The sequence below is a fragment of the Chryseobacterium sp. PMSZPI genome (assembly GCF_002835665.1).
Classification (GTDB): Bacteria; Bacteroidota; Bacteroidia; order Flavobacteriales; family Weeksellaceae; genus Chryseobacterium.
The window spans coordinates 74,308-91,510 of sequence record NZ_PIZV01000079.1 but is presented as its reverse complement, the minus strand read 5'-3'; the positions used below and the strand labels follow the sequence as shown (position 1 = coordinate 91,510).

The following is a 17,203-nucleotide window of genomic DNA, read 5'->3' as shown; positions in this document are numbered from 1 at the left end:
ACCGCATAATGCAATTGGTAGAATGTCTCCAGAAAAATTTGAAGAATATTGGAGACAAAATATGAACATTAATAAGCCTATTTTGAATATATTTAACAATGAGATATTAAATAACAATACGGTCAACTCTATTTAGGGATGTACATTACTGTCACAGCCACATCATCTATAGATGGTTACCATAAATTAATGACATTACTGTTTAAAAAGATGGAGATACAGAAAAAACTGTTCTTTATAACCTGGCTAACTTCCTTCTTCAAGCTCTCAGCCTGATTAAAATAGAAAATTCTTATCTCGAATTCAGATTAATATAATATCGTCCATCACCCTATATTCCCTTGCATCTGTTTAATATACAACAAAAAAGGAGTATAGCATACAGCTGTAACTCCTTTTACAAAATTAATTAAGATGTGTTCTTTCGAACTATTATATAGTATGTGTTTTTTCGGTAACGGTATTGTAAGTTTCAGAGAATACATTGTCTACAAATCTCCATTCTGCCTGTGCATTTCCGGAAGTAAATTTCACGTGAAGGTATCCTCTTTTATAAAGATTGGCATATTCCAAATCATCGATTAAGATTGAAAATGCCTTCGCCAGTTCTATCGCTTTGGAAGGATCTGATGTGATTCCCAGATAGCCTTCAAGCCCCGGTGAGGAAACGGAACTACAAGCTAATTCTGTCCCGATAACATTCCCTTGAGCATTGGTGAGTTTCCCCAACCATGCGTTGTGTGTATCTCCTGCTAAAACCACCACATTTTTTCCTGCAAGGATAGAATACAGCTGTTCTCTTTCCATAAAGTATCCGTCCCATGCGTCTAAATTATAAGGTAAAGTAGTTGTAATTCTCGCCATTTCCTGAGGAGTAAGTGGTATATTTTGTTTGTATTTCAGTTTAAGCTCAATCAACTGGGAAATGGTATTCTGAAGTGCCTGCATGGTTGCCGGCTGTGCGCTTCCGTGTTGTTTTATTTCAGCAAGAATTTGATTTAAAAGCATTAATAACTCGGCAGGAACCATCATTTTTGTCATTAAAATCTGTTGTCCCAATACTTTCCATTTTGCAGTATCGGCATTCATCTGAGAGCTTAACCACGACATTTGCTCATTACCAATCAGTTTGCGGTTGGTACTTAGGAAATCTGCCTTAAATTTTGTCTGATCAAAATTCCCAGTAGCATCCAGGTACTCAGAATATTCCATTTGTTTATCTCTTGCAATCACCCTTGTATCCATCATATAGAGGGAAACGATATTTCCAAAGTTAAAGCTTCTGTAAATTCTCAGGTCTTTTCCTGTTTTAAGAGGAATATATTCACTGTATGCTTGGAAAGCTGCCATTTTTCTGGCTTGAAAATCACCTTCGTCCGGCTGATGATTTTCTGCTCCGGATTTATAGGTATCATTAGCAAATTCATGGTCGTCCCATACGCAAATGAATGGCTTTTTCTGATGAGCCAATTGAAGGTTTTTATCTCCTCTGTACTGTCTGTATCGCTCTCTGTAATCGTTAAGGGTAAGTATTTCTTTCGCCGGCTTATGGGCTCTTCCTAACTGATTGGTATAAGGATTTGTACCATATTGCCCTGGAGCGTATTCATAAATATAATCTCCAAGATGCACCACTACATCAGCTTCTGACTGAGCAATCGCTCCATATACATTGAAAAGTCCTGCAGGAAAATTGGAACATGAAACCACGGCCATTTTCACATCATTTGCGGAATCTGTTTTGGAAGGCAAAGTAATGGTTTCTCCTACAACACTGACTTCTTTAGTTTTAACATTATAAAATCTGTAGAAATATTTTGTATGGGAAGGAATGTTTTGTACATCTACTGCAATCGTAAAATCATTAACTAATGTTGCATTAGCTTTTCCTCTTCTCAACACTTCTGAAAAACTGCTATTTCTGCTTATTTCCCAAGTAATTTCTGCATCGGTTCCCACAGAATATCTTGTCCAGATGATAACTCCGGTTGCTGTAGGATCAAAACTAGCAACACCGGATTCAAAACCTGTATTTTTAAGATCATTTGGAGCATCATCATTATTGGTAAGACTATCTGAGCAGCTTTCTATTAAGGGGGCTATAAAAAATCCTCCCGCGGCCAATAAAGAATTTTTAAGAAAACTTCTTCGGTTAAGTGCATTGTTATTTTCCTTCATTACTTTTTTCTGCAAAACAACGGCATATAAGAAAGAAGGCTGTTAACTGAGTTTTAATTATTCTTTATTGTTTTTTAAACAGATGTTTAGCATTATATTATAGGGTAAAAAATTTATTTTTTAAAAAGATTGTAAATAAGGTTCTTCATTAAAATCTTGCAGATGTATTTGCTTTTTAACGAATTAAATAATACATTTAAACACTGTAAATCAAATAATTAACATTTATTTTAATCTACTTTAATTGATTACAATTTAATTTTTGTGAAATGTTTAAATAAGATTAAAACTACAACTATATTCTATTGAAAAACCAAAAAATATCATGAACTATACAATGTCTCCTCGTTAATATTAAAAACATAAAGTATGTAATTATTTACACGAATTATTGAAAAAAATGTATCCTAGTAACAAATTTATCACTCCAACTGCTAATGATGAGTTCAGGCTGATTCCATACCATGATCAGGTAATAAACCATATTCTAAGTAAACAGGGAAATTTAGATTATAGTGAATTGGTCTTTACAGTTCTTAAGGAATGTGATCTTCCAACAATAATTCATATCATGGATTTTTTCAAAGATTATAATATGATGATCTATTCTCATTTGGAACATCAGTTTGAAAAAATTGGACATAATGTGGAAATTATCAGTCATCCTATATATGGTTTTACAGTCAAGATAGTCAGTAATTTTAACAAAGATTTGGAATATATTGAGAGCAGCTTAAACACCGGAGATCAAATAGCTGTTTTAATAAACAGATATGTGGTGTGTAAAAATAATAAACATGAATTTTTACATCGTGCATATAACAGTTTGAAAGACATCATTGTTGTAAAAATAAAACAAAAGTTCTGTATTTTGGAACATGAAATTAAATCACAAAGCTTTGTTTCAATTTCAAACGCTTTCCATTTATTTTTTCTTTATGACAAAGAGGAAGCTTTAAATAAGTTCAAAAAAACAATTAAAAATGATGTCGAAAACCGAAGATTTATTTTGCATCAGCTTCATCATTCGGTTTTAAATAATAGTATTTTTAACAGGCTAAACCTACCATACATCCCTTTAATAAATATAGTATCAAACAACTATGACATTATACTAAGCGAACCGAAAAACTCTGTATCCCAAGATGAACTTACAAAAATTATAGACCACGAAGACTTTTTTAATAAAAATGTTCCTTTAAAAGACTTCCCGGCTCATAAGTTCATTAATCCATTAAAAGATATCCATTGTATTAAAGAAGTAAAACACATCTTTAATGAGGTATATAAAAGAAGCTATATTAAACATGAAAATGAAAAAGAATTTGAGAAACTAGGGCTAAATTTAGGCGAAATATTTATTGAAACCATTACCGAACCTTATCCTAAATTTTCTGATCATGAATTAATTATGACGAGAGAAATAACTAAAGAATTGTTACTTAATTCAAAAAGTGAATTTAAAAAATACTTCTTTGGGACGATATACGTATTAAAAGGATTAGCAATATTGAAAAAATGGCAAACGAAGTTCCCTGGGATCTTTCATGAATATGTAGGTGGGCTGAAAGGGTATTCATTGTCCTCCAATCAGAATTTCTTCTCCAATGATTCACCTAACCAGGTAGCACCTTATGAATTTGAAGTAAAACAATTCCTGAAAACCTGCACAAACCTAGATCTTAAAACCCCTGTAGAATAAGGCAATCCAAAGCTGTCCAATAGTTTTTTTCTTGTTTATTAATAATTTTGAAACAGTCAATTAACAATTTAAAAAGTAAAATTATGACAAGAAAAATCAAACTAAAATCGAAGGACATAACATTTTATGCTCAAATAGATTCTTTATCAGAACAAAACTACTTCCCGCCAAAAGAAGATCAGCTTTCACAGCAAGAAGTTGCTGCAATGTTTAACAAATCAGTACAAACGATTTGCAATTGGACCAAAACAAATAAAATCCCTTTTTTCCGTGTAGGGAGATTTCTAATTTATTCCCGTAAACAACTTATCCAATATGCAGCTAAAAATCAGCAATTAATTGATAGATAAGAGATAATTGTCTATTACAAATCTACAAAAAAAAACCACTCACATTAAGTAAGTGGTTGATTTTCTGTGGTCCCACCTGGGCTCGAATATTTTTCATTTTTCCCTTTATTTATGGTAGTTTCAAGCATTTTGATTTTCAAAGGGGAAATTATAGGGGAAATATTTTCTTTAAACCATGTAAATAATAAATTTAAACTTTAATGAATACCTATATTAAAACTATGGAAAACTATAAACACTACATCTTTACTAATGTTGTATATTAAATAACATTAGATTAATTAAAATGTATCACCTAATTCTCTCATCATTTGAATTGGAGTTGTAAACTCAACTCCAAAATGATTACAAGGCTCTGGAATTTTTATTTTTCTTTTAGCGTATGGATCACTATTCTCATAAGTAACAATTTTACAATTATTCTTCAATGCATAAGCTATTAGCCATGGATCAGCTAAATCAGTTTGTAAAAACTCATCTTTCGCATTTTGGGTATATTGTGTATTTGCGTTAGCCCAAATAGCTATTTGAGAATATGCATCAACACAAGAACTCGTATCAACAAAAAATGTATCATGAATATCATTCATACACCAATTTGATAAATTATCTGGATTTGAAATTTCACATATCTCCTTCTTTACTTTATCAATACTTAGAATAAAATTGTTTTCAGATAAATTTATTAGTTTACTCCAAAATGATGGAAACACATCAAATGGATAATGCATTCGATGAGCCTGAATTAAAATGTTACTATCTAATAAATATTTTTTCACTTATACAAATATTCGTTTACAAATCTATTATAGGTATCCCCTTTCAAACTAGTCAATTTATATGCATCTCTATATAAGAGTTTATTCTGCTTCAAAGCATATTCTACAAACGAAGCAAATCTCAAACTCACTCTTTTTTTAGCAGTAGCATAAAAGTTTCCTCCATCTGAATCTTTTAATTTTTCTCTGTAATTTCTAAACTCCTGCATTTGTATATTATAGAAATTTAAAAAATCTTTTCTTGAAATTAGCTTTAAATCCAATGCCCTCCTAGCAATAACTATTTGACTAACTTTAAATCTATTACTTAAAGATCTTAAATCTTTATTCTTATGCCAAAATACTTTAAAAATAGTTTCTGGGACTAAAAACTCTGCTGCAATTTTATCACACAAAATCTCTAGTGGATGATCAGCAGGTAGAAGGTTTTGATTATCAAATCCAGCACTTTCTCCCAACCAAACATGAGCTAATTCATGTATCAAAGTAAACATCTGTGCCGATTTTGCGTCAGCAGAATTAATGAATAAAAACGGTGCTTTTCTATCTACCAAAACGAAACCTCTACATTCTTTTACAGCAAGAGGTCTATGAGTATTTAAACCAACAATACCATTAAATGTTACGATAATTCCTAACTCTTCGATTTTATTTGTTAGAAATTCTAAACAATCTTCCCAGTTCTTATGATACGATGCCCAATCATCAGCTAGTCCTAAAGTACTTTTTATGTCATGAACAATTTCTCTATAATCATCATGTACATTAAATTTGCCAACAAAATCTAAATCAGGAAGCTCTAAATCATCTAAATATTCTGTTAGCCAATTTTGCCTTTCTTGGATTATTTGAACAGTATGAAAAACATTTAAACTTATAGTATTATCACCTCCTTCATTTAGTGTCCTAAAAAAAGGTAATGGAACTGTTTCTTCAGGAGGATTAGGTAAAAACATATAACCAAAAGGAACATGCACTTTATGAGTAAATTTTTCGAGTTGTTTAACAGTAGGATATTTCTCTCCTTCGATCCACATTCTGACTTCCGGATTTTTTATGAAAAATTCATCTAAGCTATTACCATTTCTCATAATAGCCCATTCAATTATCTCGCTGTTAATATTTTCTACTCTCGTACTCATTTTGACAAATATATACAATCTTTTAAATCAGTGGGTATTTATTTTCTATAATTATATTTGTTTTTACCATAATTTACAATATAAGTTGTATAATTGCAATGGTTTATTAATCATGTTATCATCAGACATCTGAAATGGCTGAGAGATGACACAGCTAAAGTTGTCATATTGTTTAATCAAAAATACAATTTGAAATGGCTACGAATAGTAAACCAAACAAATTTGTAAAAGTTCATCAACCTACGAAAGATGGAAGAAAATACTTTTACAGAAGTAAACCCAAAAGTTGCCCTAAAAAGTAATGATTGGTAAAGGGAATGTGCAAGCATTCCCTTACTTATTTATAATACAGAATGTATATTTATGAAATTTAATAATATTACTTTTTTTATTTTAATGCTTAATGGGCATTTAGCAAATTTATCATCAATATTTAAAGGGTAAAAATTCTCTTTTAAGCATAATAATAGGAAAATATATTACCAGAAAAAGAACATCGAAATTTGCCTTATTAATTAACCTCCTCGTGGTTATTAATTTGACTACAGCTTGAAAAGTAAACCAATTAGTGAGCTATTGCAAATTCCCTATCTTATTCTTTAAACGATAGCCCAATATTATTTTACTTGATTAAACAAGAAACTTTCTTGCTTCCTTATACCCTATTACCTATATATTGTATTTATACCTAATTTAAGTATTATATTACTCTTTATACTAAGAGCTTCTGAGTAATGAGTCAATTTTCTCGTCTAATTTAGCTCGAAATTCTTCCTTGAAACCATGTCTGAATTTTCGCTCATAATCATTATAAAAGTCTCTGTATTCCTTTTTAAATTTTGATTGCTTTTCTTTCTTCATCTGAGGTAACAATTCCTCAAAAAAAATGTCTGGTGTAATACTTTTAATTCCTTGAAACTTCAACAGATTATCCATCGGCTTTTTTTCTTCGCCCTTAATCAGATCCATAACTTCTGGAGATACTACATCAATATATTTTATTTGTTGATATAGATTTCCTACTGAGTAAAGAAGATAGTTCCAATTATCTCTGATTTTAGACAAATGATTAATTTTATCATCAAAATTTTTATTGTAAAAACCACTCACTTTTTCCACCTTAAGCTCAAAGCGTAAAAAATAATTCTTTTTTGTTACTTTCTCTTTCAGTTTCCTCTTATTCTTTGATTTAATGAAAAGCTCATTATTTTTATCCATTTTCTCTATTTTGTCATAGAATGAAACTGAAAAATTAGTACCAATAAAGCTCACTCCATCCTTTCCATAGATATCCTTCTCCGTTAGTCCACTAAAACTATTAAAACAACTTAAAATTCCATACATTTTAATTGGTAATCTTAAAGTTACTCCTAGTTCTATTTTAGTCACTCTAGCATTCCACAAGCGTTTATTATCTATTTGAAATTCTTCACCATAACTATTAATCTTCTTCACAAACGATTTGTATCCTAAATCAGCGAGCCTTCCATTTCCAAACCAATCTTTTCTGATATTTCTATGAATAATTAATTTGTTTTTTACATTATAGGTAACGTTAGGTAACTTTTTTGATGTTTTATATTGTACATACTGGATATACAAATATTTGCTATATCTACTTTTCAGAATTACTTTCTCATCATCTGTTTCATCTTCATTAATATCCTCTTCTTCAATATAATTATTTCTAAAAGTATAAACTATTGTACCTTCTTTATTAGGTCTGCCTTTAAAGAATTTTTTATTAAGAATTTCATCACTTAAATCTGCATTATCTACAACAAATTTTATTCTATCAACCATTTTTTATTTATTTAAGAATTTTTCAACATCAATTACTCTAACGTATATTTTTGAATTACGACCTTTCTGAACTACTTTTAACCCCATGGCTCTGTATCGATAGAAAGTTTTTTCACTAAAACCAAAATGCTCACAGGCTTCTTTCACTGTCAATAATTCCTTAAAATTACATTTTTCATTGATAAGATTTCTGAGCTGCTTAATTTCTTTTTTTAATTTTCGGTTTTGTTTGAATACATACAATGCTAATTTTTTATCCATTGCTTTAATTTTATTTGTTAAACAATTTTTATTTTAATTAACTGCAGTAACATTAAATGCATGGATTATTTCATGGAGTCATTTGATACCAAAAACAGAAAGCATTGATTTTCAGTAATAAAAAATCCACATTGAAAAAAGCGACCAATTGATCGCTTTGTCATATAATACCTAAATTAGGTTTATTTATTTTTAAAAAGGGTATTATCCTCAAAATCCATATTTTTCTTCCCTTTTTTTAAATGCTTCAATACCACCTCCACTATTTCCGTAATGTGTTGTCTAACACCCATACTTTTCAGTAAATCTTTACAATCGTCATCTCTAAATGAATCTTCTAAAGCACCGTTTATATAATCAAATTTGTATGGGCTTTCACTATCAGTATCATTTTGTCCATTTTGATTAGCAACAATAATGTTTTCGGCATCTGCATTCACTACAATGTTTGGATTATGAGTAACTAAAATAATTTGTCTCTCTTTTTTTCTTAATTTTAAATACTCAACTAAATCTCTTGAAACTGACCTATTATCAAGATTATCTTCTGGTTGGTCAATTAATATTGGACCATTATCTTTACTAAGCTTAATAATCAATTTTAATAATACAAAACTTGCTTTACCTGTTGACATTTTATGAATATCATCATCATCGGATTTCACATCCCAATGATCAAAAAAATAGTCTGTTAATATTTTTTTACAAGCATCTCGTTCTGTATTATTACCTTTTAATAGATTAGGATTAATTTCAATTTTTTCAAAAAGTCTTTTTAAATCATCTATTATAGAATTAAAATCAACATCTGAAAGCGCAGTCTTTACATTTTCAGTTCTTTCATACTGATATAAATACTCAAAACCTTCATTGTTAAAACCTCTTCCATCAAAAATAGAATCAACCATTTTTCTAAAATCAGGATAGTTGTATTTAACCGAACCTATAATGTCAACTTTATCATCTTGATCTTCCAATAAAGATATTCTTGGTTTAAGATCTTCTAAAATTTGTGAATAAAGTTTAAAGTTTTTTTCAAAATCTTCAAATATTTTTTCCTTCTGTTGGTTTAAAACAACTTTGTTATCATCAATTTCTTTTTTAAATTGTTGAATCTCACTTAATTTTTTCTGATCTTCTGCAATACTATTTTGAATAGATTCAACCTGCTTTTGATTCGCAAGTTTTTCAATGAGAGGTTTTAATTTATCACCTGTACTACTCTTTTCTCCTTCAATTCTTAATAAATGAGTTTTAAATATATTTTCTTGAATAAATATATTATTTTCATCTTTATTGATTTCTCTTACTAGGCTATTGATATTTTCTAAAGCTTCATCTATAAAATTGTATTTATCTGATAAATCAGTTTTAATACTTTCAGTTTCCAATGAGTCTAACAAAATGCGTTTGCGGCTAATAAGTTCAGTGAAAAATCTTTTTAAATCATCGTTAAACTTCCTAATTTTATCAAAATCAGAATTAACCTTACCTTCTTCAATCTTTAATCTATTCATTACTTCATTGAGAGTATTATATTCTAATAACTCTCCCTCAGTAAAAGCAACACTTAATTGCTCAAGCTTTCGTTTATTAGAAGCTACTCCTTCTTCCAAAGCTTTAGTATCTCCTCTTGATTGAAGTTCGTCCTCTTTCTTTTTAAGGTTATCCTTCAGTGAAAAATAATAATCAATATCCTTTTCTCTTTGATGATCATTATCAATTGCATTCTCAACAAAATCACTATACTTTTTTTTAAAATCTGGAGCTTCAAGCACTAGATTCCTAATTAATTTTTTTAAAGTATTTCCGTTCTTTCGGCTCTTATCAACTAAATTCGATAAATGGTTTTGCGGGATATACTTTATACTAGGTAATATGCTGGATTGTTCAGGTCTATGCACTATAAATTGTTCACTTCCAGAAAACAATTTAACTTTGAAATTAAATTGACTGTCGCCTTCAGATAGGTTGTAAAGGTCTTTAAATTTGTTATCGTCGGTATCTTTATATTTTAGAATATTATTTTTCAAGATTTCATCACCTGCATTATTGGATAAAACTTCCGCATTTAAAGTTCTTGCAATTTTATAAAGTAATATAGATTTTCCTGAAGATTTTCCTCCAATTATAACATTTAGATTTTTATTAAATTTTATTGTTTCTGGAGTAAATTTATTATCCGAGGACTCAAAACTTACTTCATCAATCATCAAATTATCTAATTTTTCAGACTCAGGTTCATCTGTTTGAATTTTTATTCTTTCGGCAGGTTCATATATTATTTGCTTTAATCCCTCAAATGTAGTTTCAGCTTTTATCCAAGTAAATTTTTTACCTATACTATCAAGATTATGGGCATCGCTATTCTGTAAAAGTGGCCTTCTATAACTAAGCCAAAATTTTGAATCTTCTTCTATATTTTTCGGATTATCAGTAGAATGGATAAGAATATCTGCATATTTAGTTAATTTTTCATAGTTTGTACTAGTTCGGGCATTCCCTTTTCCACGAGATAAAAACCCGATTAAATACTTTCCACGTAAACCAATAGATTCTTCTTCTAAACATTCTTTCAGTTTATCAAAATTGATTACAGCATTTTCAAAATCAGATTTTTCAGTTAAATCAATACATTTTTTATTATTACCACTAATATTTGCATCCATATTATGCAAAAATTTTTCAATATTTTCTTTGGTAACATCATTAGAAAATATAACATGTAAATCGAGACAATCGTCTTCTTTATTCTGATAGTCTAATCTAATTTCAAGATTCAAAAAAGTTGTTATTCCTTCCTTTTCAAGCTTATTCTTTAATTCAAACTCTCTATCGTCGAACTTAAAATAATTTGTTAATCCGATACATGATATATTCTCATTTTTTAATTTTTCAATAAATTCATATTCTTCGCACCTATATCTATTTAAAAACGTATAAGGTGTATGAACATGCAAATCCCATTTTCTCCATTCTGATCCTCTTGTAATTCCCATAGTTAAAGTTTTACTTTTTTGTAGGAGTAAAAATTAAAAAAAATACTGAAGTAACAATACGGTTTTCCGTAAATATTTTCAGTATTTCAATAAGGTTTATTTTCTTCCTAGGTCAAAGGAATTTTGCATTAAGCATTCTTTTCCATTTAATATTTTATTGATATACTTATTATTTTAGATTTAATTTTCTGCAATATTAAAATTTTTCACTTGTATTACTCAATCTCATACAAATTTAAAAGCCCGCTTTTCCTTTAGAATCGGGGCTTTTTCCTTTAGACTTCATAGAAACTCTTCAGAAAACCCTTACTTGCTTCTTCTTGTATTCTGACTTCTATTTTCACTTCTATTTTACTCGGTATTTCAGTAAAACATATCATGCTTTTACTTGCTTTCCTCTTGTTTTATTTTTCCTTCCAAATCTTATTTGTAATATTTGATTTTCTCAGCCTTCATAAAGCCTTCCAAATTTCTGAAGGTGATCTTATCTAAACTATTGGTAATACTCTGAATATACGCCTTGCTATTTTTGCATTTTCTGGAAGTAAAATCAATAACATTTCCGTTATCATCTTTATATATTTCGGCTTTTTCCAGTTTTTCAGCTTTTACATTCATATAGGAAGCATAATATTTGACTTGGTTAGCACACGTTGTATCTAACAAAAAAAAATCTAAACTTTTTTCAGCTCCAACCAAAATTCCTTCTTCATTGAAGTAATAGTCATAAGATGTTTTGCTATCTCCAATATGCCCCCATAAATCATCAGATTTACTGATATAGACAATTTTATTATTTTTTCTAATGATTTTATAAAACATATCCCATTGAAATTCAAATTCTTCAAGCGGATTATCGGTTTTACTTTGTTTTATTCTACCGTCAGTCAGCTTAACGTATTCAGTAACTTTTGACGGTTGATTTTTCAAAACCCCTTTTACAAACAACTTAGTCTGCCTAAGCTCGTTTTCATAAGAATCCTGGGAGTAAAAAACTGAGAAAATGCAGAGATTGATAAGTACGATTAAGTTTTTCATGATTAATTGATTTTGATTGAATCTCCTTGCTGATTTTCAACTTCAGAATTCTGGAATACTTTACTTTTTTCTCTCATTTCAGATTGCGCTTGGCTTTCTTTAGAATCAGTTCTTTCAAATTTTTGATATTTATTCGTCGATTCTATTACACTATATTCATAAGGTTTTGTTTTCCGCTTATTTTTATAACTTCCAAATTTTCTGTCTTTCAGATTTTCATCCTCATATATAATCTTTGTAAAACCCAAGAAGCCATAAGCAGTTATCAGATTTTGTTTATCATTTTCATCTTTATAGACTAATTTCCTTAGCAAAACAAGGTCTTCATCATATACCTTACTACTTTCATAACCATTCTCTGATAGAAATAAAGTTATAAAGCTCTGGGATTGCCTTTCATTGAGCTTCTCACCAGCAAAAAAATCTTTTATATTTTTGAAAAGTTGAGGCTGATAAGCCATAATATCATCAACAATCTTATTTTTCATCTCTGTATTATTGGGCTTTAAGAAGAAAGCAGAAACACTAAACAGGATGATTATACCAACGATTATATAAAATGAATAACTTTCTCCTGATTGCGTTTTTTGAGTGATGTAAAGATCATTTACAGCCTTTTTATTAACATCTTTATCCTCTGAATCACGACCTTCATCAGGAAACATGATTGAAATATCCCGTAATATCTCTAAAGCAAGATCATTATTATATTGTTCAACCATTTTAGGAATTCTAAAGAGATCAATAATTGCCCAAATAAAAAAACCTTCTGCTGTAAGGATATATAATATCAGCCAACCCCATTTTTTAAGATAGGCATAGTGCCACCCTAAAAGAAACCAGAGTAAGTAAGATATCCCTACAGATTTCTTTTGTCTTTCAAATTCGCTAATGAAGATTCGTTGTTGTTCTGAGTTCAGCTCTCGAAATTTTTTCTGAATCAGATAAGAAAAGTTTCCCATGATTATTAGTAACCATTCAGTTCCAAAACGGCAATTTAATCCATAGAAAAAGCGTGGAACTTTAAGCCAATCCGTACAAGAGGTACCGCTAAGAACCCGATAACCAGATATGACTTATCGCCCACGCCAATAGATGACACGGGCGTAAGCCTATCGAATTTGGTTATCTAAGAAGTTTAGCGGTTTTCTTGTACCAATACGATAGCTTACGCTTTTATATTAATTATATTTTTATCTTCTACGAAATTACGATTTTTTACCGTAACTAAAGTTTTTCATAGCATCTCTAAGTATGGAAAAGTTAGAATTCGTATAAATTAAAGTGTTTGAAATATTTTTATGACCTAATAATTTACTAACTAAAGGTAAAGGAATATTGTACGAATTCACTAAGCTACTCCCAAACGTATGTCTAGCGAGATGAAAATGAACTCTTTTATTAATCTTAGCTAAATCAGCCAAATCCTTTAATTTATTATTAACAGTCTGATTAGTAATACTGGGGAAAATCTTCTCATCTTTCTTTTTACCGATTATATATTTACATAAGACCTTTTTAGCTTGTGCGCTAAAAGGAATTTTTAAAATATCATCCGTTTTCTTTTGAACGATTGAAATTACCGAATTATTTAAATCAACATTTTTAACTAATAATTGATCACAATCACTAAATCTCAATCCAGTATAACAAGAGAATAGAAACATATCTTTTGTTAATTTATACTTTTTAATTTGTTCTTCATCCAATTCTAAATTTCTTAAACGTACCACCTCTTCCTCGTGTAAAAACTCATCATTCACTTTTGGACCTTTAAACTTAAAGTTATTATACGGAGAAAAACTAATTTTCTGCATTAAGTAGATTTGATTAATAATAGATTTCAGACATTTGTGCATATTGTAAACAGCACCACCTTCTTTCAGTTCCAACTTTTTCAAATATGAGTCAAAGCCTTTCACAAAATTATAGTCAATATCTGAAGTATAAATATTCGACTTATAACTTTTAAGTCTTTTTCTTAACAACGAATACTTATAAGCCGTAGCTTCTTTCAGCCCTTTAGCTTCAACAATTTCATCAAAAAGTTGATAGAAATCATTGTCACTTTTTCCTTTGAAATACCGATCAATTAAATCAAATGTAATAGATACTCCTCCAGCTTCTTTTAAGCTACAATGCGCTTCTAAGTCTGATTTTATTTTATTCAACTTAACATTTAAACTTTTGAATCCTTTACCAATAGCTTTGGAGTTTTTATCATCCCAAAACTTAGGATCAATAGATTCTTTTAAACCTATCTTCTTTGAACGAGAATTAATGATGATTTGTAAAATCAGTGGATTTTCTCCTTTAGCATTTTGTTTATCAGTTCTTCTGACAATTTTAATTGAATAGTTATTCATAACGAAAATATTTGTTTGTTTATATTCTCAATAACTATAGTAGAGAATTTGAAGAGGAAAAAATCAGCTAATTTAGGTATAATATTTTAAATATAAAAATACAAATAGCTGACAACCAACATTTTACATCATATCATTAATTTCTCATTCTAAATTTACCTTAGGTCATATCGTACCAGAATTAGGTAATAAAGTTTTTTTTCGAAAAACTGCTGTTTAATCTACGGGGGAAACAAGAGGGGAAAATTATTTTGGGAACGATGACTATTTTTGTCTATAAATAGCAACTATAAAAACATAAAAAAACCCCTAAAATAGGGGTTTTTAAAATTTTCGAAGAATTGTCTATCTTCAAAACCGTGGTCCCACCTGGGCTCGAACCAGGGACCACCTGATTATGAGTCAGGTGCTCTAACCAACTGAGCTATAGGACCTCAAAACTTGGTTAAATTTTGTGTTTGCAAAAATAGTAAAATTTATTTCATTACAAAATTTTTTATTGCTTTTCTTGGCAAAGTTCTACTAACACGCCGTTTGTAGACTTAGGATGAAGGAATACAACTAATTTGTTATCAGCACCTTCTTTCGGTTCTTCGGAGATAAATTGAAATCCTTCTTTTTTTAATCTTTTTACTTCTTCCAGGATATTTTCTACCCCAAATGCCAGATGATGGATACCTTCTCCCTTTTTTTCGATGAATTTTGAGATAGGACTTTCAGGATTACTGGCTTCCAACAACTCAATTTTACTTTCTCCTGTTTCGTAAAAAGAAGTTACTACCCCTTCCCTTTCCACTGTTTCTTGCTTATAGGATTCTTTTCCTAACAGTTTGGCAAAAAGCTCATCTGAGACTCCTAAAGACTTTACGGCAATACCGATATGTTCTAGCTTCATAAATACAAATAAATATAATTAGTCGTAAATTTGATACGGTAGCAAAATTTCAAAGTATCAATTCAAACAAAAGTACTAAATTTGCATAACTTATGGAAAGTAACAGACAAAGAAAAGTAGCACAAATCATTCAGGAAGACTTCGCAGAGCTTTTCCGCAAACAGGCTGCAGATAGCAAACAAAGTATATTAGTATCCGTTTCAGATGTAAAGGTAACGGCAGATTTGGGTATTGCTAAAATTTATTTAAGCATTTTCCCACAGGAATTCCGTACCGCTGTGATGAAGGAAATTGAAGAAAACAAACCTCAATACAGAAACTTCATTGGCCAGAAAATGGCTAAACAGGTACGTATTATCCCACAACTTAACTTCTATTTGGATACTGCTCTTGATGACGTTGAAAAACTGGAAAGAGAATTAAGAGGCGAAGGCGACAATCCAGTTTTATAAATCTTGAAGAATATTGCATTTTACATAGCATCCAGATACCTTTTGGCTAAAAAAGGCAGTACTGCCGTTACGTTTATTACGTGGCTGGCAGTAGGCGCCATGACGGTTGCTGTGGCTGCAATGTTCGTCATTATTTCAGTTTTCTCAGGATTGGAGAATCTGAATAAAGACCTTATTTCAAACCTTCATGCAGATTTAACCATCAAAAGCACTTCAGGAAAAACCATTAAAAACCTGGACCAGGTTAATTCTGTTTTAAAAAACAATAAAGAAATCAGCAGCTTCTCCCGTGTCATTGAAGAAAAAGTATACATCAGTTTCAACGGAAAGGGAGATATCGCTTATTTAAGAGGGGTTGACTCAGCCTACATTAAGGTAAACCCTATCAATAAAGATGTTTTCTATGGAACTTATCCTAGTTTTAAATACTCTAACGAGGTATTAATGGAAAATAGCTTAGATAACAGACTTTCAATTCCTGTAGATTCCACCAATCATTACGCAACGATATTCATGCCTAAGCCCGGAACCGGAATTATTAACAAAGAAGAAGACATCTACAATAAAAGAGATATTCTTGTCACAGGAATTTTTCCGGGAAAAGATCAACTGGACAGTTACATTATTTCTCCCATCGAACTTGCCGAAGAATTACTTAACCTTCCTAAAAAGTCAGCTTACCAAATTGTTATTAAGTTAAAGAATCCGGAAAATGCAGATGCTGTAAAACAAAATCTTTTGGCTTCTCTGGGGAAAAATATTGAAATTAAAACCAAAGAAGAGGAAAATGCAGCGTTCTGGAAAATGATTAATACAGAAAAACTGTTTATTTATTTAATTTTTGCGTTGGTTATTTTCATTACCACTTTTAATCTTGCCGGAGCTATTATTATCCTTCAGCTTGACAAAAAACAACAGGCAAAATCTCTTATTTCATTAGGTTTACCATTGAAGCACCTGAGAAAAATTTATTTTTATACGGGAATCCTTATTGTTATTTCAGGAGTGATCACCGGATTAATCTTAGGAACAATGCTTTGCTATTTTCAACTTTACACTGAATTTTTCAAAGCCAATGAAATTCTTCCATTCCCTGTAAAAATTGTTGGAAAAAATTACTTCATTGTTGCTCTTACTGCCTCTATATTTGGAATTGCCATTTCATGGTTTTTCTCAAAAATCAGCAAAGAGTATATTACGAAAAATTAACCTATTACATTTTCATTTTTTAATACCTT

The 17,203-nt window shown here is 30.1% G+C and carries 13 protein-coding genes, 1 tRNA gene and 1 pseudogene; 4 read left to right on the top strand and 11 right to left on the bottom strand.

The window, feature by feature from the left end; translation table 11 throughout:
* Positions 1–432: 432 nt before the first annotated feature.
* On the bottom strand, positions 433–2,178 hold the full coding sequence (locus CW752_RS16715) for an alkaline phosphatase D family protein (protein WP_101240826.1): 1,746 nt from the start codon (positions 2,176–2,178) through the stop codon (positions 433–435).
* A 400-nt stretch (positions 2,179–2,578) separates the two neighbouring features.
* Here CW752_RS16715 and CW752_RS16710 point away from each other — a divergent pair, with 400 nt between their 5' ends.
* A complete protein-coding gene (locus CW752_RS16710; RefSeq protein ID WP_101240825.1) occupies positions 2,579–3,880 on the top strand; it encodes a hypothetical protein in 1,302 nt (433 codons plus the stop codon).
* Positions 3,881–3,963: 83 nt separating this feature from the next.
* Positions 3,964–4,230, top strand: coding sequence for a helix-turn-helix domain-containing protein (locus tag CW752_RS16705; RefSeq protein ID WP_101240824.1), 267 nt, complete (start codon positions 3,964–3,966; stop codon positions 4,228–4,230).
* A 281-nt stretch (positions 4,231–4,511) separates the two neighbouring features.
* On the opposite strand, the gene CW752_RS16700 is transcribed toward CW752_RS16705, so the two are convergent.
* From CW752_RS16700 to mce, 10 genes and pseudogenes are all read right to left on the bottom strand, one after another.
* Complete coding sequence (locus tag CW752_RS16700; protein WP_053328098.1) at positions 4,512–5,009, bottom strand: DUF4411 family protein; 498 nt, start codon at positions 5,007–5,009, stop codon at positions 4,512–4,514.
* Positions 5,006–6,151, bottom strand: a complete 1,146-nt coding sequence (locus CW752_RS16695; RefSeq protein WP_101240823.1) for an ImmA/IrrE family metallo-endopeptidase — start codon at positions 6,149–6,151, stop codon at positions 5,006–5,008. The genes CW752_RS16700 and CW752_RS16695 overlap by 4 nt, the downstream gene beginning before the upstream one ends.
* A 717-nt stretch (positions 6,152–6,868) precedes the next feature.
* Positions 6,869–7,954, bottom strand: coding sequence for a hypothetical protein (locus CW752_RS16690; protein WP_101240822.1), 1,086 nt, complete (start codon positions 7,952–7,954; stop codon positions 6,869–6,871).
* Positions 7,955–7,957: 3 nt separating this feature from the next.
* Positions 7,958–8,215: a helix-turn-helix domain-containing protein gene (locus CW752_RS16685; RefSeq protein WP_101240821.1), complete on the bottom strand. Its 258-nt coding sequence runs from the start codon at positions 8,213–8,215 to the stop codon at positions 7,958–7,960.
* Between the two features lie 210 nt (positions 8,216–8,425).
* Positions 8,426–11,214: pseudogene (locus CW752_RS16680) on the bottom strand (TrlF family AAA-like ATPase).
* A 423-nt stretch (positions 11,215–11,637) separates the two neighbouring features.
* On the bottom strand, positions 11,638–12,252 hold the full coding sequence (locus CW752_RS16675; RefSeq protein ID WP_101240819.1) for a hypothetical protein: 615 nt from the start codon (positions 12,250–12,252) through the stop codon (positions 11,638–11,640).
* Positions 12,253–12,254: 2 nt separating this feature from the next.
* Positions 12,255–12,974: a hypothetical protein gene (locus CW752_RS16990; RefSeq protein ID WP_185117658.1), complete on the bottom strand. Its 720-nt coding sequence runs from the start codon at positions 12,972–12,974 to the stop codon at positions 12,255–12,257.
* Between the two features lie 486 nt (positions 12,975–13,460).
* Positions 13,461–14,618 carry a site-specific integrase gene (locus CW752_RS16665; protein ID WP_101240818.1) on the bottom strand — a complete coding sequence of 386 codons (1,158 nt, stop codon included), beginning with the start codon at positions 14,616–14,618 and terminating at the stop codon, positions 13,461–13,463.
* A gap of 360 nt (positions 14,619–14,978) precedes the next feature.
* Positions 14,979–15,052: transfer RNA gene (locus CW752_RS16660), tRNA-Ile, on the bottom strand.
* A 62-nt stretch (positions 15,053–15,114) separates the two neighbouring features.
* On the bottom strand, positions 15,115–15,513 hold the full coding sequence (mce, locus tag CW752_RS16655) for a methylmalonyl-CoA epimerase (RefSeq protein ID WP_047095995.1): 399 nt from the start codon (positions 15,511–15,513) through the stop codon (positions 15,115–15,117).
* A gap of 92 nt (positions 15,514–15,605) precedes the next feature.
* Here mce and rbfA point away from each other — a divergent pair, with 92 nt between their 5' ends.
* On the top strand, positions 15,606–15,965 hold the full coding sequence (gene rbfA / locus CW752_RS16650) for a 30S ribosome-binding factor RbfA (protein WP_101240817.1): 360 nt from the start codon (positions 15,606–15,608) through the stop codon (positions 15,963–15,965).
* Between the two features lie 3 nt (positions 15,966–15,968).
* Complete coding sequence (locus CW752_RS16645; RefSeq protein WP_101240816.1) at positions 15,969–17,174, top strand: ABC transporter permease; 1,206 nt, start codon at positions 15,969–15,971, stop codon at positions 17,172–17,174.
* Positions 17,175–17,203 lie beyond the last annotated feature (29 nt).